Raw genomic sequence first — 18,082 nt, forward strand, 5'->3', positions numbered from 1 at the left:
GCGATCAGCCCAGCTTTTCCATCACTTCGTCGGAAACCTCGTAATTGCCCCATACCTGCTGCACGTCGTCGTCGTCGTCGAGCGTGTCGATCAGCTTGAACAGGGTCGCGGCGTCGCTTTCGTCGACCTGCACCACCGTTTGCGGTCGCCACGCGAGCTTCGCGCCCTCATATTCGCCCAGCACCGGCTCCAGCGCGCGGGCGACTTCGTGGAGATCGGCCTGCGCCGTCCATATCTCGTGTCCGTCCTCGCTCGACTGCACGTCCTCCGCTCCGGCTTCCAGCGCCGCCTCGAACACCTTCTCGGCGTTGCCCGCGCTCGCCGGATAGGTGATGAGGCCCATGCGGTCGAAGCCGTGGCTCACCGAGCCGGACGCGCCGAGATTGCCGCCATTCTTGCTCACCGCCGTGCGCACGTTGGTCGCGGTGCGGTTGCGGTTGTCAGTCAGCGCCTCGATGATGAGGCTGACGCCGCCGGGGCCGAAGCCCTCGTAGCGCACTTCCTCGTAATTCTCCGCGTCGCCCCGGCTCGCCTTGTCGATCGCGCGTTGGATATTGTCCTTCGGCATCGACGCCGCCTTGGCCGCGTTGACGGCGGCGCGCAGGCGCGGGTTCATGTCGGGATCGGGCGTGCCCATCTTCGCCGCGACGGTGATCTCGCGGCTGAGCTTGGAGAAGGCCGCCGAGCGCTTCTTATCCTGCGCGCCCTTGCGGTGCATGATGTTCTTGAACTTGGAATGGCCTGCCATGGGAACTCCGGAATCTGTGGCGCGTCCTGTAGGCGCGTGGGCGGGCCTGCTCAAGAGACGCGCGATGGCGTCGCGCGCGCGACGCCGCTATGGACGGGCGCATGAGCACCGATCCCTTCGCCCTGTTCGACATCTGGTATGCCGAGGCGCGCGCCAGCGAGCCGAACGATTCCAACGCGATGGCGCTGGCGACGGCGGATGCCGAGGGGCGCCCGTCGGTGCGCATGGTGCTGCTGAAGGGGCATGGTCGCGACGGGTTCGTCTTCTACACCAACCGTGAAGGGCGCAAGGCGGCCGACCTCGCGGCGAACCCGCATGCCGCGCTGCTGTTCCACTGGAAATCGCTGCGCCGCCAGATCCGCATCGAGGGGCCGGTGACGCTGGCGGGCGACGCGGAGAGCGACGCCTATTTCGCGACACGCAGCCGCGATTCGCAGCTCGGCGCCTGGGCGTCGGACCAATCGCGCCCGCTCGACCGGCGCGAGACGTTCGAGGCGCGGTTCGAGGAGGTGAAGGCGCGCTTCGAAGGCCGCGAGGTGCCGCGCCCGCCGCATTGGGGCGGCTATCGCGTCACGCCCGAGCGGATCGAGTTCTGGCAGGATCGCGCCCATCGCCTGCACGAACGCCGCCTGTTCCTGCCCGATGGCGCACGCGGGTGGCGCGAAGGGTTGCTCTACCCATGACGGGCGAGGAGCGCCGCCGCGTCATTCCGCTCGCGATGCGCGCCGCGCTTGCCAGCGTGGCGATGGCCACGTCGCTGCTGGCGCTCAAGGGGTTCGGCGCGTGGCATACCGGATCGGTGGCGATGCTCGGCTCGCTCGCCGACACCGCGCTCGACCTGCTCGCGAGCATCGTCACTCTCTACGGCGTCAGGCTGGCGGCGGAGCCGGCCGATCACGACCACCGCTTCGGCCACGGCAAGGCGGAGGCGCTGGCGGCCTTGTTCCAGGTCGCGCTGATCGCCGCCTCGGCGGTCGGCATCGCATGGCGCGCCGTGGCCGCGTTCGGCGATCCCGAGCCGACCCGCGACGCGGGGCTGGGCATCGTCGTCTCGGCGATCGCGATCGGCGCGACGCTCGTCCTGCTCTGGTATCAGCGCACGATCATCCGCCGCACCGGATCGATCGCGATCCTCGCCGACAACCTCCACTACCAGTCCGACGCGCTGCTCAACGGATCGGTGATCGTCGCGCTGGTGCTGGATCAGTTCGTCGGCTGGCACTGGGCGGACCCGGTGTTCGGCATCGCCATCGCGCTGTGGCTGGCGTGGGGCGCGTTCCAGGCGTCGAGCCAGGCGATCGACCAGCTCATGGACAAGGAATGGCCGGAGGACCAGCGCGCCGCCTATATCGAGGTCGCCGCGCGCCAGCCGGGGATCAGGGGCATCCACGATTTCCGCACGCGCCGCTCCGGCAGCCACGATTTCGCGCAATTCCACATGGAGGTGGACGGCGACCTGAGCGTCACCGAGGCGCATGAGATCGTCGTCAACGTCGAGCATCGCCTGCGCGACGCCTTCCCCAAGGTGGAGGTGCTGATCCACCTCGATCCCGAAGGCTATGAGGATACCGACAATCCGCTGATCGAGGCGGACGTGACGCCGCACTGGTTCGGCAAGCGGATATGATGCGGGAGCAACGCCGATGAGACTGGGTTTCGCGCAGATCGACGCCTTCGCGAGCGCGCCGTTCACCGGCAATCCGGCGGCGGTGATGCCACTCTCCGGGTGGCTGGACGACGCATTGCTCCAGAAGATCGCGGCGGAGAACAACCTTTCCGAAACCGCCTTCTTCATCCCCGACAAGAGCGGCGCGGCGGATTTCGAGCTGCGCTGGTTCACCCCCGTGGCCGAAGTGGAGATGTGCGGCCATGCCACGCTGGCGAGCGGGCATTTCGTGCTGTCGAGCGACGACGCGCGCCAGCGGGTGCGCTTCCGCACGCGCATGGCCGGCGTGCTGGAGGTGGCGCGCGACGGCGCGGGCTATGCGATGGAGCTGCCGGCATGGGCGCCCGCGCCGAAGCCATTGCCGGATGCCGTCGCCGCGCTCGGGCTGTCGGGGGCGGTGGAGACGCTGTGGCATTCCAGCCGCTACAGCCTGATCGTGGTGGAGAACGCCGATATCGTCCGCGCGCTCGATCCGGATTTCCGCGCGCTGGCGAAGCTGGGGGACTGGCTGACGATCGTCTCCGCGCCGGGAGACGACAGCGACATCATCAGCCGCTGCTTCGCGCCGGCGCACGGGATCGACGAAGACCCGGTGACCGGCTCCGCCCATGCGGTGCTGACGCCTTATTGGGCGAAGCGGCTGGGGCGTGACAGGTTCAGCGCGTTCCAGGCGAGCGCGCGCGGCGGGCGGCTGTCATGCCGCCTCGATGGTGATCGCGCGGTGCTGGGCGGCGATTGCGTGACGGTGATCGAGGGGACGTTCCTGCTGGGGTGAGACACCGCCCTCCCCGCTCACCCGAACGGAGGATTCAGCGATTCCCCTCGCGGCGCGTCAGCGCGGCGACGCAGCTCGCGCGGTCGATCGAGCTGCCGTCCGGCTCGCGCGCGTCGATATAGGTGACGCGCGGCTCCTCGCCCCCGCGCGGATAGAGATAGGCGTCGAGCACGCAGATGCGGCTCTGGAATTGGAGCTTGCGCGCCGTCCCCTCGCGCACGTCGGCGTCGGGCTGGCCGAACAGCTTGACCAGCGCGGCGGCGTCCCGCCCGATCACCCGCTCCAGCCCGATCGCATTGTACGGCACCGCGACGGTGGCGGCGGACGTGGCCGGCGGCGGGGTCGTGCCGGTCGAGGCGCAGCCCGCCAGCAGTACCGCCGTCGCCACGATCCCAAGCCCCGATCTCATGCCCGTCCCCGATGAAAGAAATGCGTCGCCATCGCCGCGCCGAGCACCGGCGCGAGGATGTTGAGCAGCGGAACCACGAACAGCCCGGTCGCGGCAAGCCCGAGCAGGAAGCGCCGCGCGCCGTTCGTCCGGCGCCACGCGCGCATCGCCGCATCGTCCATGTGCCGCGCCGCGACCATGTCCGCGAGATCGCGCCCGAGCAGCCAGCCGTTGACGATGAAGAACAGCGCCGCCGTGCCGACGCCGGTGACGAGCAGCACGCCATAGGCCGGCAGCAGCAGCAGGTTGACGATCAGGAAGCGCGCCGCCGAGCGCAGCCCCATCAGCGCCGCGCGGTGCATCGCCACCGGCCGTGCGCTCGCCAGCGCCGCCGGATAATGCCGCGCCTCCACCGCCGCGACCACCTCGTCGGCGAACAGCCCGACCACCGCGATCGCCACCGCGCGGAACAGGAACCAGAAGCCCAAGCCCAGCGCCACGACAGTCGCGGCGCCGGCCAGCGCGTCATGCCATGCCGATCGCGCCGCCCACGCCTCCACGCCCCACCACACGCCGACGCCGAGCAGCACGAACAGCGCGAGCGTGAGGAGCAGGCTCTTGCCCAGCACGCGCTGGATGCGCGGATCGCCCAACTGGGCCAGCGACAGGGCGAAAGCGCCGAACATCGCGGGTGAGATGCGCGGTCACGGCCGGTTGCGCAAGGCGGACGGCATGACTAGGGCGCTCGCCAGCTTCAATCCGTTGGGGATTTCCTTTCTTGACCAAGCCCAGTTACGCGGTAGTCGCGATCGGCAACGCCATCGTCGACATCATCGCCCCCGCCACCGACGATTTCATCACCGGCAACGGCATGACCAAGGGCGCGATGCAGCTCGTCTTCTCGCCGGAGGAGGCCGACGCGCTCTATGCCAGGATGGGGCCGGGGCAGGAGGTTTCCGGCGGCTCGGCGGCGAACACGATCGCCGGCATCGCCTCGCTCGGCGGCAAGTGCGGTTTCATCGGGCAGGTCGCCGACGACCAGCTCGGGCAGGTCTTCGCGCATGACATCCGCTCGGCCGGCATCCGCTTCGACACCGTCGCGCGCGCCGGCCAGCCGACCACCGGCCGCTGCCTGATCTTCGTGACGCCCGACGGGCAGCGCACGATGAACACCTTCCTCGGCGCGTCGCATTACCTGCCCGCCGCGGCGCTGGACCGCGACCTGATCGCCGACGCGCACTATCTCTATCTCGAAGGCTATCTGTGGGACCCGGAAGAGCCGCGCGCCGCGATGCGCGCCGCGATCGACGTCGCCCGCACGGCCGGGCGCAAGGTGGCCTTCACGCTTTCGGCGGAATTCGTCATCGAGCGCCATCGCGGCGCGTTCCGCGAATTGATCGACCACGGCCTGATCGACGTGCTGTTCGCCAACGAGGCGGAGATCATGTGCCTCACCGAGACCGGCGACGTGGAGGCGGCGATCGCGGCGGTGCGGGCGAAGGTGCCGCTGCTCGTCGTCACGCTGAGCGAGAAGGGCGCGATGGCGATCACGGGCGGCGAGCGCGTCCGCGTCGGCGCCGCCCCGGTGGACAAGGTGATCGACACGACCGGCGCGGGCGACCTGTTCGCGGCCGGCTTCCTCCACGCGCAGGCCGAAGGACGCGGGCTGGAGGATTCGCTGCGGCTGGGCGCGGCCTGCGCGGCGGAGGTCATCAGCCATTACGGCGCGCGGCCGCTGGTGGACCTGAAGACGCTGGCTTGACTGACCCGTCACCCCGGCCTTGTGCCGGGGTCCGCCGGGCGGCAAAGGCTGGGCAAGAGGCTCTTGCGGCGAACTGGTGGCACAGTGGCCCCCGGCACAAGGCCGGGGTGACGGTGGGAGGTGCGCGCCTTCCTCTCCCCCCGTTCGAGCTGAGCTTGTCGAAGGGCTGCCCTTCCTCCGAAGAAAGCGCAGGGCTTCGACAAGCTCAGCTCGAACGGGGTAAAGGGCCGATCGTGACGCCTGCCCTCCCCATCCACGCCGTCCTCCCCGACCTGCTCGCCACCCTGCGCGAGCGATCGGCGGCGGTGCTGGTCGCGCCGCCCGGCGCGGGCAAGACCACGGCGGTCGCCCCCGCGCTGATCGCGGAAGGCTGGTGCGGCGGCGAGGTGTTGCTGCTCTCCCCCCGCCGCCTCGCCGCGCGCGCGGCGGCGGAGCGGATGGCGGCGCTGGCCGGCGAGCCGGTCGGCCGGACCTTCGGCTATGCCACGCGCCTCGACACGAAGCGTTCCGCCCAGACGCGCGTGACGGTGGTGACGGAGGGTATCTTCGTCGCGCGCATCCAGAACGATCCCGAGCTTGCGGGCGTCTCCGCCGTGCTGTTCGACGAGGTGCACGAGCGCAGCCTCGACGGCGATTTCGGCCTCGCGCTGGCGATCGACGCGCAAGGGGGGCTGCGGCCGGACCTGCGGCTGGTCGCCATGTCCGCGACGCTCGACGGCGCGCGCTTCGCCCGGCTGCTCGGCGACGCGCCGGTGATCGAGAGCGAGGGGCGGAGCTGGCCGCTGGAGCTGCGCTATCTCGGGCGCGGCGGCGAGACGCGGATCGAGGAGGCGATGGCCGGCGCGATCCGGCAGGCGCTGCGCGAGACGGCGGACGGCGTACTCGCCTTCCTCCCCGGCGTGGCCGAGATCGAGCGCACTGCCGAGCGGCTGGAAGGCGTACCCGGCGTCACGCTCCACAAGCTCCACGGCAGCCTCGACCCCGCCGCGCAGCGCGCCGCGATCCGCGCCGAGCCGGACGGCGCGCGCAAGCTGGTGCTGGCCACCTCGATCGCGGAGACCAGCCTGACGCTCGACGGCATCGGCGTGGTGGTCGATTCCGGCCTCGCGCGCCGCCCGCGCTACGATCGCGCGGCGGGGATGACGCGGCTCGTCACCGAGCGCGCGAGCCAGGCGGCGGTGACGCAGCGCGCCGGCCGCGCCGCGCGGCAACGGCCCGGCGTCGCCTATCGCTTGTGGGAGGAGGCGGCCACCGCCGGCCTGCCGCGCTTCGACCCGCCGGAGATACTGGAGGCGGACCTGTCGGCGCTGGTGCTGGCGTCGGCGCTCTGGGGCGTCGCCGATCCGCGCGACCTCACGTGGCTCGATCCACCGCCCGACGCCGCCGTGACGGAGGCGCGCGCGCGGCTCGCCGTGCTGGAGGCGATCGACGCGGACGGCCGCCCGACCGCGCACGGCCGCGCCATCGCCGCCTTGCCGATGCCGCCGCGCCTCGCGCACATGCTGGTCCGTGCCGGCGAGATGGGGCTGGCGGCGACGGCGGCGGAGATCGCGGTGCTGCTCGGCGAGCGCGGGCTGGGCGGCAATGACGCCGATCTGGAGCTGCGGCTGCGGCGCTGGCGCGGCGACCGCTCGCGCAAGGCGGAGGCGGCGCGGAGCCTCGCGGCGCGCTGGGCGAAGCTGGCTGGCGGCGGCGGACGAGCGGGCGGCGCGGAAGCCGTAGCGACCTGCATCGCCCTCGCCTTCCCCGATCGCGTGGCGCGGCGGCGCGATGCCTCAGGCGAGCGCTGGGCGTCGGCCGGCGGACGCGGCTTCCGGCTCGACCCCGCCTCGCCGCTCGCGCGCAACGAATGGCTCGCCGTGGCGGAGACGCAGGGCATGGCGGCCGGCGCGCGCATCCTCTCGGCGGCGGCGATCGAGCCGGACGCGGTCGAGGCGCTGTTCGCCGACCGGATCGAGACGCGCCACACCGCCGAGTTCGACGCGGCGACCGGCGCGGTGCGGCCGCTGCGCGAGCGCCGGCTCGGCGCGGTGCGGCTGTCGAGCGGGCCGGACTCCCATGCCTCGCCCGAGGCGATCAGCGCGGCGCTGGTCGAGGGGGTGCGTCGGCACGGCCTCGACCTGTTGCCATGGAGCGACGGCGCACGCGCCTTCCGGGTCCGCGCGGGCTATGCCGGCGTGCCGCTGGACGATGCTGCGCTGCTCGACCGGCTCGACGAATGGCTGCCGGCGGCGGTGGAGGGAAAGCGCCGGTTCGACGCGATCGCGCCCGGCGCGCTGACCGACGCGATCCGGGGCCTCCTCTCGTGGGACGACCTCCAGCGCATCGAGCGGATCGCCCCCGCGCATTTCACCAGCCCCGCCGGCAGCAACCATGCCATCGACTATGGCGCGGAGGGCGGGCCGCGCGTCGAGCTGCGCGTGCAGGCGCTGTTCGGACTTTCGGAGCATCCGGTCGTGGGTGGGGAGCGCGTGCCGCTCGTCCTGTCGCTCACCTCGCCCGCCGGGCGGCCGATCCAGACGACGCGCGACCTGCCCGGCTTCTGGGCCGGAAGCTGGGCGGCGGTGGCGAAGGAGATGCGCGGCCGCTATCCAAAGCATCCGTGGCCGGATGATCCCGCCGGCGCCAACGCCACGCTGCGCACGAAAAATGCCGATGCAAGGCGCGGACAATCGGGCTAAGGAAGCGCCCATGCCTAATGCTCGCATCTACCAGCGCCCGAAGAACGCCATGCAATCGGGCAAGTATCGCACCGACCGCTGGGTGCTCGAGTTCGAACCGGCCGAGGCCAAGCGCCCCGATCCGCTCACCGGCTGGGCCGGCAGCGGCGACACGCGCGATCAGGTGCGGCTCGGCTTCCCGACCAGCGAGGCGGCGATCGCCTATGCCGAGCGCGAGGGGCTGGCCTTCACCGTGATTCCCGCGCCGGAGCGCAAGCTGAAGCTGCAGGCCTACGCGGACAATTTCCGCTGATCTGATCCGCCGATCAGCGTATCGGCGAGGAGCAGCAGCATCTTCACGTCAATCGCGACGCCCTCGGCGCGCTTGCGCGCGACGAACGCCGCCACCTCGCCGCGCGGGACGACATGGACGATGATATTCTCGTCTCCGTCCCCGCCGCCCGCGCCGACCTTCACCAGATCGTGCGCGCGGACCAAAGTGAAGCCCTCGCTCACCATGCCGGGCGAGGAATGGAAGAAGCCGAGCGGCTCGACGCGGCCGGCGCGATAGCCGGTCTCCTCCTCCAGCTCGCGGATCGCGGCGGGGGCGATATCCTCGCCCTCCTGCTCGTCGCCGACCAGCCCGGCGGGCAGCTCAAGGCAATTGCGGCCGAGCGGCACGCGATATTGCTCGACGAGGATCACCTCGTCCGCCCGCGTGATCGCCAGGATCACCGCCGCGCCGATCCCCCGGCAGCGCGCGGCATATTCCCACTTCCCCTGCTTCACCACGCGGATGAAGCGGCCCTCCCATACGGTTTCGGCGGTCATAGGATGATGAGTCGATCCGGCAGTTCGTTGGTGTCGCCGGGCGTGCGCGGGAAATGCTCCCCGAGCACCAGCCCGATCTGGCCGACGGCGGCGACCATGCCGTCGGCCGGGTGATCCTCGCGGAGCGGGCCGACCAGCGCCGCCATCGCAGCGCCCCAGGTCTCGTCGGGCACGCGATCGTGGATCGCGGCGTCGGCGATGATCTCCGCGCGATGCTCGTCGAGGCTGAGGTAGAGCAGCACGCCGGTGCCCGCCGCCGTGCGCTTCTCGGCCGCGGCGCGGAAGATGGCGAGCGCGCGGGCGCGGACGCGGCGCGCCTTGGTCGCCCCCGGCGTCAGCGCGAGTCGCAGCGGCCGCCATGCGAGGACGAGGCGGCAGATCAGGAAGGTGACGGCGAGCAGGAACAGCGCGATGGTCAGCGCCGCGCGGGTCGAGACGGCCGGCGCCCACGGATCGACCAGCAGGTGCAGCCGCTCGACCGTTTCCCGCGGAAAGGCGGCGAGCAGCGCCAGCACCAGCAGCATCGCCAGCAACGTCCAGTGCAGCGCGACATCGTGATAGGCATCGGACGCGCGCGCGACGACCGTCACGATCTCCCCGTCGGTACCCGCCTCGGCGGCCGTCACCGCCGCCGTGACGCGATCGCGATCCTCCGCCGTCATCCGCATCACCAACCCCCCGAAGCGCCGCCGCCGCCGCTCGATCCGCCACCGCCGCCGCCAAAGCCGCCACCACCCCAGCCGCCGCCTCCACCGCCGGAATCGCCGCCGCCCCAGCCGCCACCACCGCCGCCGCGCGTCGCCTGCCGCCCGATCTCGCTGGCGATCGACCAGAGGACGATCGGCAGCGCGCCCGAGCCGTCCCCGCCATAACGCTGCCCGCGCCCGCCGCGCCGGGCGAAGGACAGGAGGACGAACAGCATCACCATGCCCCAGAAGATCAGGCCGATCGGCACGCCGCCACCACCCGAACGCTGCGCGCGGTGAGTCTGGTCGAACTGCTTCACCGCCGCGTCGAGCCGCGCCTGCGCTTCCTCCGGCGAGGCGCGGAGCTGCGCGATGATCGCATCGGTGCCGGCCGTGATGCCACCCGGCATGTCGCCCGCCTTGAAGCGCGGGACGACATCATTGTTGATGATGACGCTGGACAGCGCATCGGTGAGGAACGGCTCCAGCCCGTAGCCCACCTCGATCCGCAGCTTGCGATCGTTGGGGGCGATGACGAACAGCGCGCCATTGTTGACGTCCTTCAGCCCCACGCCCCAGCTACGGAACAGCTTGTTGCTGTAATCCTCGATTGGATAGCCTTGCAGGTCCTTGACCGTCACGACCACCAGTTGCCGCTTGGTATCGCGCTGCAACGCCTCCAGCTTCTGCGTGAGATCGGCCTGCACCTGCGGCGGCAGGATGCCGGCGTCGTCCACCACGAAGCCGGTGAATTTGGGAAAGGTCTGCGCCCCGGCCGGCATCGCGATCAGCGCCGCCGCCAGCGCCATCAGCGCGAGCAGCAGCGTGGTGAAAACCCCGGCCCGCGCCGGGGATGCGGTCGGGCCGGGGCGCATCATCCGGCTCAGTTGAAATTCACCTTCGGCGCGGTGTCCGCCCCCGGCGTGGTCGCGGCGAACGGCACCATCGGCTTCGCGCCGTAGAAGATCTTCGCGCCGATCGCGTCGGGGAAGGTGCGGATCGTGGTGTTATATTGCTGCACCGCCGTATTGTAATCGTTGCGGGCGATGGTGATGCGGTTCTCGGTGCCTTCGAGCTGGCTCATCAGCGTGGTGTAATTGCCCTGGCTCTTCAGCTCGGGATACGCCTCCTGCAAGCGCTGGAGCGACATGGTGAGGCCGGCCTGCGCCGTCTGGTAGCGCTGCATCGCGGCTGGATCGGTGAGCTGGTCGCCCGACACCTTCACCTGATTGGCGGAGGCGCGCGCCTGCGTCACCTCGACGAGGATGTCCTTCTCCTGCGCGCCGGCGGCCTTCACCGTGGCGACAAGGTTCGGGATCAGGTCGGCGCGGCGCTGATACTGGTTCTGCACGTCGGCCCAGCGCGCCTTGGCGTTCTCCTCCGCGGTGGGAATCGTGTTGATCCCGCAGCCGGCGAGCGTAAGCGCGAGGCCGGTCAGGGCAATCGGACGAAGCGTCATCGGCGATGATCCTCCTGTTTCTGTCATAGCCATATAAGGCACTTGTCGCGCTTGGCGAAGGGGCAATCGTGTGGTTAACCTTGCGCGACCCAACAGGAGTGCGGGCCCATGTTCAAGGAATTCAAGGCGTTCATCGCGCGCGGCAACGTGATCGATCTTGCCGTGGCGGTCATCATCGGCGCGGCGTTCGGCAAGATCATCACCTCGCTGACCGAGGATGTGCTGATGCCGGTGATCGGCAAGATATTCGGCGGTCTCGATTTCTCGAGCTATTTCATCGTGCTGGGAGAGGTGCCGGCGAAGCTGCAAGGCTCGACCGACTATGCCGCGCTCAAGAAGGCGGGCGTGCCGCTGCTCGGCTATGGCGAGTTCATCACGCAGGCGGTGAACTTCCTGATCGTCGCCTTCATAATCTTCCTGATCGTGCGCGGGGTGAACCGCGTGATGCCGAAGAAGGAGGAGGCGCCCGCCGCCGATCCGGCCGATGTGGTGCTGCTGCGCGAGATCCGCGACGAGCTGCGCGCGCGGCGCGGGGCCTGACGCGACCGTCCCGCCGCTCCCGGTTCCGGCCGGGGCGGCGGCGGATTCAGGCCGCGACCAGATCCTCCGCCGTGGCGTCGGCGAGGCTGGTGCCGTCGAGGATGCGCGCCGTCTCGTCGCGCACGCGCATCATCGCGTGGCGAATCGCGCAATCCGCCTCGCTCTTGCAATCCTTGCACGGGCGATAGGCGGTGCGGCTGACGCACGTCACCAGCGCCAGCGGCCCCTCGATCACGCGGATGATGTCGCCCAGCGAGATCAGGTGGCTGGCGCGCGACAGGCAATAGCCGCCCATCTTGCCGCGATGGCTGAGCAGCAGCCCGGCGTCGCGCAGGTCGGCAAGGATCAGCTCGAGGAATTTTCGCGGCACGTTCGCCTCGGCCGCGATGCGGTTCATCGGGATCGGGGGGCTGGCGGCGGGGGCCTCCGCCAGGAAAAGCATCGCGCGGAGCGCGTAACGGGAACGCTGCGTCAACATGATACTCTATTCTATGCACCCGCATTATGGCGAGCGAAAGGCGGGCTTTCCGTTTTCGTGATCCTTCCCTATATCGGTCGTGCTCGCGGGGCTTGCCCCACGGCTATGGCGATAAACGCCGGCGATTAATAGGCGCAGCGGACCCGGGGGCAGTACCCGGCGGCTCCACCACCAACCGTCCTTCCGGGCGGATGATGACGGGGCCGAACCAGGATCGACGTGTGTTGAAAAGCGCTGGCTTTTGCCCGGAATGGGACCACCGTGACGGCCCGTACACAAGTGCCAACGACAACGAGGCGCTCGCGATTGCCGCGTAATCAGTGACCTAACGGTCTAGATTACAAGGACAAAAGCGCGGTTGGACCGCACCGGGCAACAGAAGCGGATTCCAGCGGCACGGGGAGCGCCGGGCAACAGAAGCTCCCCACCCTGGACGCGGGCGGGAAACCGTACCCTCCCCGCCCCTCCGCCACGTCACTCCACCAACATCCGCAACGCGCCCGCATCGAGGATCGCGATTCGCCCATAACCCCGCGCGATCGCCCCGCGCCGCTCCAGGGCGGCGAGGTGCGCGTTGACCGACTTGCGCGACAGGCCGCACATCTCGGCGAGGTCCGCCTGGCCCAGCGCCGCGCCGCCCTCGCCGCCGAACGCCAGCAGCCGCGCCGCGATCCGTCCGCGCGGGCCGAGCGCGAGCATCTGCGCCGCCAGATGCACCATCGCGTCGAGCTGGCCGTAAACCAGCTCGCTGACCGCGCGCCACAGCAGCGGCTGCTCCGCCGCGATCCGCTCCAGCGCGCTGTCCGCGACCAGCATCACCGTGGCGCGGCCGGCCGCGCGCGCGGTGACGATGCGCGGCCCGCCGCCGCCGCGCCGCGACTGGCCGAACGCGGCGCCCGCCGGCGCGAGGTTGACCAGCACGTCGCGTTCCGCCCCCACCGACGCCTCGATCCGGAGCGCCCCGTCGAGCACCAGCACGACGCCCGTCTCCTCGTCGCCCTCGCCATAGACCCATTGCCCGGCGCCCAGCCGCACCACCCGCCCGGCGCGCAGCAACGCCGCGCGCAACGGCGGCGGAAGATGCGCGAACCACGCGCCGCGCAGCGCGAGCGTCTCAATTTCCATGCGACCAATGTAACGAAGGTGACATTCCGATGCCAGCGCCGGCGATAGATTGCCCGCAACAAGGAGAGGACGAGATGAGCAACGTGCACTTCGCCCCGCTGGCCGATCATGTCGGCGTCGAGGCGCTCAATATCGACCTGAATGCGATCGACGACACCGCGTTCGGCGCGCTGCGGCAGGCGGTGGCCGATCACGGCGTGCTGTTCGTCCGCGATCAGCAGCTCACGCCGGAACAGCATATCGCCTTCGCGCGGCGCTGGGGCGGGATCGACGTGAACAATTATTTCCCGGCCAACGGCGGCTATCCCGAAATCGCCGAGGTGCGGAAATCGGAGACGCAGACCACCAATATCGGCGGCGGCTGGCACACCGACCACAGCTATGACCAGGTGCCGGCGATGGGCTCGATCCTGCTCGCGCGCGAAACGCCGCCGAGCGGGGGCGACACGCTGTTCGCCGGCATGGGCGCGGCGTTCGATTCGCTGTCGGACGGGCTGAAGGACACGCTGCGCGGGCTGCGCGCGGTGCATTCGGCGGATCACATCTACAGCACGGGCGGCATCTATGCGCAGACCGATCAGGCAGCCGACCTGAAGGGCCATGACATCCGCACCCGCGCCGTCCACCCCGTCGCGCTGCGCCATCCGGTGACCGGGCGCGAGCTACTCTACGTCAACCCCGCCTTCACGCTGCATTTCGAAGGCTGGACGCGCGAGGAGAGCCTGCCGCTGCTGCAATATCTCTATGAAGTGGGGATGCGGCCAGAATTCCAGTGCCGCGTGCAATGGGCGCCGGGATCGCTGGCGATCTGGGACAATCGCTCGACATGGCATTTCGCGATGAACGACTATCACGGCCACCGCCGGCTGATGCACCGCATCACCATCTCGGGAGAGCCGCTGGAATGACGCGCTATCCAGCCCCCGCCCACGCCGGGAGGGGCTGGATCGTCAGAGCAGGTCGAAATCAATCGGCGCGTGGCGATCGAGCGCGCGCGGCGCTTCCGGCATCGGATATTTGAGGCCGGTGGCGCAGTTGAACAGCACCACTTCCTCATCCTCGTCCACCTCCCCGTCGCGCAGCGCCTGGCGATAGGCGGCGAGCGTCGCGCCGCCCTCGGGGCAGAGCAGCAGGCCGTCGTGGCGCGCGCAATCCTCCACCGCCTTCAGGATCGCGGGATCGCCGACCGCGAGCGCCTTGCCGCCGCTCTCGCGCACCGCGCGCAGGATCAGGAAATCGCCCACCGCGCGCGGCACGCGGATGCCGGCGGCGACGGTATGCGCGTCCTCCCAGCGCTCGGCATGTTCCTCGCCCGCCTCGAACGCGCGGACGATCGGCGCGCAGCCGGCCGCCTGCACCGCATACATGCGCGGCCGCTCGGGGCCGATCCAGCCGAGCTTCTCCAGCTCGTCGAACGCCTTCCACATGCCGATCAACCCGGTGCCGCCGCCAGTGGGGTAGAAGATCGCCCTGGGCAGCCGCCAGCCGCATTGCGCGGCCAACTCCAGCCCCATCGTCTTCTTGCCCTCGATCCGGTACGGCTCCTTGAGCGTCGAGAAATCGAACCAGCGCCCTTCCGCCGCGCCCTTGCCGACGATCGCGCCGCAATCGTCGATCAGGCCGTTGACGCGCCACACGCGCGCGCCCTGCATCGCGATCTCGCGGACATTCACTTCCGGCGTGTCCTCCGGGCAGAAGACGATCGTCTCGATCCCGACGCGCGTGGCATAGGCGGCGAGCGCCGCGCCGGCATTGCCGTTGGTCGGCATCGCGATGCGGGTGACGCCCAGCTCCTTCGCCATCGCCACGGCCATCACCAGCCCGCGCGCCTTGAAGCTGCCGGTGGGGAGGCGCCCCTCGTCCTTGACCAGCACCTTCGCGCCGCCCGCCGCCGGGATCGGGACGAGCGGCGTCTCGACCTCGCCGAGGCTGACGACATTCTCCGTCCGTCGCACCGGCAGCAGCTCGCGCCAGCGCCACAGATCGGTCTCGCGCGCCGCGAGCACGTCGCGCGGCAGCGCCGCCTTCACCGCGTCCAGATCGTAGCGGACGAGCAATGGACGCCCCGCGCGGGACAGGCCGTGGAGCTGATCCGCCTCATAACGCTCGCCGGTCAGCGAGCATTCGAGGTGCGTGACGAAGGTCGGCCGATCAACCGTCAGATTCGCATTCATCCGCTCAGCCGGCGGCCTTGGCGACGCCGACCAGCGCCGGGCGCAGCAGCCGGTCGCGGATCATCCAGCCGGACTGCATCTCCTGCACGATCGTCCCCGGCTCGGCATCGGCGGAGGGAACCTCCATCATCGCCTGATGCCGGTTGGGATCGAGCTTCTCGCCCAGCGCGGCGATGCGGGTGATGCCGTGGCGCTGGAACACATTGGCGAGCTCGCGCATGGTCGCGTCGAGGCCGGCGACGACGCCCTTCATCTTCTCGTCCTCGCGCAGGTCCGCCGGGATGGCGGCGAGGCCGCGCTCCAGATTGTCGCTGACGGACAGCACGTCGCGCGCGAAGCTGGTCGCGGCATAGGCGCGCGCGTCGGCGGCGTCCTTCTCGGCGCGGCGGCGCACGTTCTGCACCTCCGCCTGGGCATAGAGCACCTGCTGCTTCGCCTCGGCGAGCGCGGCCTCCAGCTCGCCGGCGCGGTCATGCTCGGCGACCTCGGGCGCCGCCTCGGCGGTTTCGTCGCGCAGGTTCTCGGTCGTGTTCTCGTCGGTCATCATCTTCCTGTCTGTTGGCGGCTCACCCGATCAGGCGGGCGAGCGTCGCGGCTGTGAAATCCACCATGGGCACGACGCGCGCGTAGTTCAACCGCGTCGGGCCGATCACCCCCACCACGCCGACGACGCGCCCGTCCTGCCCGCGAAAGGGCTTGGCGATCACCGACGAGCCGGAAAGCGCGAACAATTTCGTCTCCGCGCCGATGAAGATGCGCGTCGCGTCCCCGGCGCGCGCCGAATCGAGCAGCGCGGCGATCTCCTGCTTGCCCTCCAGATCGTCGAGCAGGTCGCGCACCCGCTCCAGATCGGCGGCGGCGGCATCGTCGAGCAGCCGCCCCTGCCCGCGCACGATGAGCACCGGGCGGCGGCCGCCATCCTCGCTCCACACCGCGATGCCGCGCTGGATCAGCGCCTGCGCGGTGGCGTCGATCGCGGCGCGGCCGGCGGTGACCTCGCGGTCGATCCGCGCCCGCGCCTGCGACAGCGTCAGGCCGGAGAGCGTGGCGGACATGTAGTTCCCCGCCTCCACCAGCGCGGCGGCGGTGACGCCGGGGGGCAGGTCTATCACGCGATTCTCGACCGCGCCGTCCTCGCTGACCAGCACCGCGAGCGCCTGCGTCTGCGACAGGGGCACGAAGCCGATCGAGCGCAGCACCTGCTCATGCTTGGGCACCATCACCAGCCCCGCGCAAGCGGACAGGCCGGAGAGCGCGGCGGTGGTGGCGGCCAGCGCCTCCTCCACCGGCCCGCCACCGGCGGCGCGCGATTCGATCGCGGCGCGCTCCTCGCGGCTCGGTTCGGACACCTGCATCATGCCATCGACGAACAGCCTGAGGCCAAGCTCGGTCGGCATCCGCCCGGCGGAGGTGTGCGGCGCGGCAAGCAGCCCCATCATCTCCAGTTGGGCGAGCACGCTGCGGATCGACGCCGGCGACAGGCTCAGCCCCGCCTGCGCCAGCGTGCGCGACCCCACGGGCACACCGCTTTCGAGATAGCTATCCACCACGCGGCGGAAGATATCCCGCGCGCGGTCGCTAAGCTCGTTGACTGGGGTGCCGTCGTTCATCGCGGAGGGATGTAGGGTGGCGCGCGCGCCGGCTCAACGGCCGGCTCAAAACCCGAGCGCCGCCGCCACCACCTTGTTGACGATCTTCCCCCGATCGACGTTCAGCCCTTCCTTCAGGCCCGGATCGTCGTCCAGCGCGGCCAGCCCCTTCTCCGCCAGCGCCAGCCCGTAAGGCAAGGTGGCGTTGTTGAGCGCATGGCTGGAAGTGAGCGGCACCGCGCCGGGCATGTTGGCGACGCAATAATGGATCACGCCGTCCACCTCATAAGTGGGATCGGCATGGGTGGTCGGATGCGACGTCTCGAAACAGCCGCCCTGGTCGATCGCGACATCGACCAGCACCGCGCGCGGCTTCATCAGCTTGAGCATCCCGCGCGTCACCAGCTTGGGCGCGGCGGCACCGGGCACCAGCACCGCGCCGATCACCACGTCGGCGGTGGCGAGCGCCTCCTCGATCGCGGCGATGGTGGAGAAATGCGTGTTCACCCGCCCGTGGAACATGTCGTCGAGCTGGCGCAGCCGCCGCAGCGAGCGGTCGAAGATGCTGACGTTCGCGCCCAGCCCGGTCGCCATCCGCGCGGCATTGGTGCCGACCACCCCGCCGCCGAGGATCACGACATTGGCCGGCGGCACCCCCGGCACGCCGCCGAGCAGCAGGCCGCGTCCGCCCGACACGGCGCGCAGCGCGCTCGCACCGGCCTCGATCGAGAGCCGCCCGGCCACCTCGCTCATCGGCGCGAGCAGCGGCAGGCCGCCCGACGTGTCCGTCACCGTCTCATAGGCGATCGCGCTGACGCCGGAGGCCATCAGCCCGCGCGCCTGATCGGGATCGGGCGCGAGGTGGAGATAGGTGAACAATATCTGCCCCTCGCGAAGCTGCGCCCACTCCTGCGGCTGCGGCTCCTTCACCTTCACGATCATGCCGGCGCGGGCGAATATTTCGGCGGCGGTATCGACGATCCGCGCGCCGGATCGGGCATAGACCTCGTCGTCCGCGCCGATCCCCGCGCCCGCGCCGCTCTCCACGATCACCTCATGCCCGTGGGCGCGATATTCGCGCACCGCGCCCGGCGTCAGCCCGACGCGGAACTCGTTGTTCTTTATCTCTCGCGGGACGCCGACCAGCATCTTGCCATCTCCTGCACGTTGCGCGCGATATAAGCGCAACAATTCCATTTGA

At 70.4% G+C, this 18,082-nt stretch carries 21 protein-coding genes and 1 other RNA gene; 9 read left to right on the top strand and 13 right to left on the bottom strand.

Annotated features, from left to right (window positions below; all coding sequences use genetic code 11):
• Positions 1-4 precede the first annotated feature (4 nt).
• Positions 5-748, bottom strand: coding sequence for a YebC/PmpR family DNA-binding transcriptional regulator (locus F9288_RS00165; protein ID WP_174834764.1), 744 nt, complete (start codon positions 746-748; stop codon positions 5-7).
• A 101-nt stretch (positions 749-849) separates the two neighbouring features.
• Between F9288_RS00165 and pdxH the strand changes: the two genes are divergently transcribed.
• The 3 genes from pdxH to F9288_RS00180 are packed head-to-tail and all read left to right on the top strand — an operon-like array spanning position 850 to position 3,189.
• A complete protein-coding gene (gene pdxH / locus F9288_RS00170) occupies positions 850-1,431 on the top strand; it encodes a pyridoxamine 5'-phosphate oxidase (RefSeq protein WP_254621003.1) in 582 nt (193 codons plus the stop codon).
• Positions 1,428-2,375 carry a cation diffusion facilitator family transporter gene (locus F9288_RS00175; RefSeq protein WP_174834766.1) on the top strand — a complete coding sequence of 316 codons (948 nt, stop codon included), beginning with the start codon at positions 1,428-1,430 and terminating at the stop codon, positions 2,373-2,375. The genes pdxH and F9288_RS00175 overlap by 4 nt, the downstream gene beginning before the upstream one ends.
• 16 nt (positions 2,376-2,391) lie before the next feature.
• On the top strand, positions 2,392-3,189 hold the full coding sequence (locus tag F9288_RS00180) for a PhzF family phenazine biosynthesis protein (RefSeq protein ID WP_174834767.1): 798 nt from the start codon (positions 2,392-2,394) through the stop codon (positions 3,187-3,189).
• Between the two features lie 34 nt (positions 3,190-3,223).
• Here F9288_RS00180 and F9288_RS00185 read toward each other — a convergent pair whose 3' ends face one another.
• Complete coding sequence (locus F9288_RS00185; protein WP_174834768.1) at positions 3,224-3,598, bottom strand: hypothetical protein; 375 nt, start codon at positions 3,596-3,598, stop codon at positions 3,224-3,226.
• A complete protein-coding gene (locus F9288_RS00190; protein ID WP_174834769.1) occupies positions 3,595-4,263 on the bottom strand; it encodes an EI24 domain-containing protein in 669 nt (222 codons plus the stop codon). Before F9288_RS00190 ends, F9288_RS00185 begins: the two co-directional genes overlap by 4 nt.
• Positions 4,264-4,355: 92 nt before the next feature.
• Here F9288_RS00190 and F9288_RS00195 point away from each other — a divergent pair, with 92 nt between their 5' ends.
• From F9288_RS00195 to F9288_RS00205, 3 genes are all read left to right on the top strand, one after another.
• On the top strand, positions 4,356-5,339 hold the full coding sequence (locus F9288_RS00195; protein WP_174834770.1) for an adenosine kinase: 984 nt from the start codon (positions 4,356-4,358) through the stop codon (positions 5,337-5,339).
• Between the two features lie 233 nt (positions 5,340-5,572).
• Entirely contained in the window at positions 5,573-8,020 is a 2,448-nt protein-coding gene (gene hrpB / locus F9288_RS00200) for an ATP-dependent helicase HrpB (protein WP_174834771.1), read from the top strand.
• Between the two features lie 10 nt (positions 8,021-8,030).
• On the top strand, positions 8,031-8,312 hold the full coding sequence (locus F9288_RS00205; RefSeq protein WP_174834772.1) for an ETC complex I subunit: 282 nt from the start codon (positions 8,031-8,033) through the stop codon (positions 8,310-8,312).
• Here the strand turns inward: F9288_RS00205 and F9288_RS00210 are convergent.
• Genes F9288_RS00210 through F9288_RS00225 form a run of 4 tightly spaced genes read right to left on the bottom strand, consistent with a single transcriptional unit; the run spans position 8,291 to position 10,975 of the window.
• The gene (locus tag F9288_RS00210) at positions 8,291-8,830 is read right to left on the bottom strand and encodes an NUDIX hydrolase (RefSeq protein ID WP_174834773.1); all 540 of its coding nucleotides are present in this window, start codon (positions 8,828-8,830) and stop codon (positions 8,291-8,293) included. The two genes, F9288_RS00205 and F9288_RS00210, sit on opposite strands and share 22 nt — an antisense overlap.
• The gene (locus F9288_RS00215; RefSeq protein WP_174834774.1) at positions 8,827-9,498 is read right to left on the bottom strand and encodes a TPM domain-containing protein; all 672 of its coding nucleotides are present in this window, start codon (positions 9,496-9,498) and stop codon (positions 8,827-8,829) included. Before F9288_RS00215 ends, F9288_RS00210 begins: the two co-directional genes overlap by 4 nt.
• The gene (locus tag F9288_RS00220) at positions 9,498-10,391 is read right to left on the bottom strand and encodes a YgcG family protein (RefSeq protein ID WP_217482622.1); all 894 of its coding nucleotides are present in this window, start codon (positions 10,389-10,391) and stop codon (positions 9,498-9,500) included. Before F9288_RS00220 ends, F9288_RS00215 begins: the two co-directional genes overlap by 1 nt.
• 8 nt (positions 10,392-10,399) lie before the next feature.
• A complete protein-coding gene (locus F9288_RS00225) occupies positions 10,400-10,975 on the bottom strand; it encodes a LemA family protein (protein ID WP_254621004.1) in 576 nt (191 codons plus the stop codon).
• A 108-nt stretch (positions 10,976-11,083) separates the two neighbouring features.
• On the opposite strand from F9288_RS00225, the gene mscL reads away from it, so the two are divergent.
• A complete protein-coding gene (gene mscL, locus F9288_RS00230; protein WP_174834776.1) occupies positions 11,084-11,515 on the top strand; it encodes a large conductance mechanosensitive channel protein MscL in 432 nt (143 codons plus the stop codon).
• A 46-nt stretch (positions 11,516-11,561) separates the two neighbouring features.
• Here mscL and F9288_RS00235 read toward each other — a convergent pair whose 3' ends face one another.
• Complete coding sequence (locus F9288_RS00235; RefSeq protein WP_174834777.1) at positions 11,562-11,993, bottom strand: Rrf2 family transcriptional regulator; 432 nt, start codon at positions 11,991-11,993, stop codon at positions 11,562-11,564.
• Positions 11,994-12,035: 42 nt separating this feature from the next.
• On the opposite strand from F9288_RS00235, the gene ssrA reads away from it, so the two are divergent.
• Positions 12,036-12,384, top strand: a transfer-messenger RNA (tmRNA) gene (ssrA, locus tag F9288_RS00240).
• Positions 12,385-12,467: 83 nt separating this feature from the next.
• Here ssrA and F9288_RS00245 read toward each other — a convergent pair.
• Entirely contained in the window at positions 12,468-13,118 is a 651-nt protein-coding gene (locus F9288_RS00245) for a Crp/Fnr family transcriptional regulator (protein WP_174834778.1), read from the bottom strand.
• A gap of 74 nt (positions 13,119-13,192) precedes the next feature.
• Here F9288_RS00245 and F9288_RS00250 point away from each other — a divergent pair, with 74 nt between their 5' ends.
• Entirely contained in the window at positions 13,193-14,026 is an 834-nt protein-coding gene (locus tag F9288_RS00250; protein ID WP_174834779.1) for a TauD/TfdA family dioxygenase, read from the top strand.
• 42 nt (positions 14,027-14,068) lie between these two features.
• Here the strand turns inward: F9288_RS00250 and F9288_RS00255 are convergent, their stop codons facing one another.
• The 4 genes from F9288_RS00255 to ald are packed head-to-tail and all read right to left on the bottom strand — an operon-like array spanning position 14,069 to position 18,030.
• Positions 14,069-15,292: a threonine synthase gene (locus tag F9288_RS00255; RefSeq protein ID WP_174834780.1), complete on the bottom strand. Its 1,224-nt coding sequence runs from the start codon at positions 15,290-15,292 to the stop codon at positions 14,069-14,071.
• A gap of 4 nt (positions 15,293-15,296) precedes the next feature.
• Entirely contained in the window at positions 15,297-15,836 is a 540-nt protein-coding gene (gene grpE, locus F9288_RS00260) for a nucleotide exchange factor GrpE (protein WP_174838730.1), read from the bottom strand.
• Positions 15,837-15,858: 22 nt separating this feature from the next.
• Positions 15,859-16,902, bottom strand: coding sequence for a heat-inducible transcriptional repressor HrcA (hrcA, locus tag F9288_RS00265; protein WP_174834781.1), 1,044 nt, complete (start codon positions 16,900-16,902; stop codon positions 15,859-15,861).
• Between the two features lie 45 nt (positions 16,903-16,947).
• Complete coding sequence (ald, locus tag F9288_RS00270; protein ID WP_174834782.1) at positions 16,948-18,030, bottom strand: alanine dehydrogenase; 1,083 nt, start codon at positions 18,028-18,030, stop codon at positions 16,948-16,950.
• Between the last annotated feature and the right edge of the window lie 52 nt (positions 18,031-18,082).

This window comes from Sphingomonas sp. CL5.1, assembly GCF_013344685.1.
In the GTDB taxonomy this organism is placed as follows: domain Bacteria; phylum Pseudomonadota; class Alphaproteobacteria; order Sphingomonadales; family Sphingomonadaceae; genus Sphingomonas.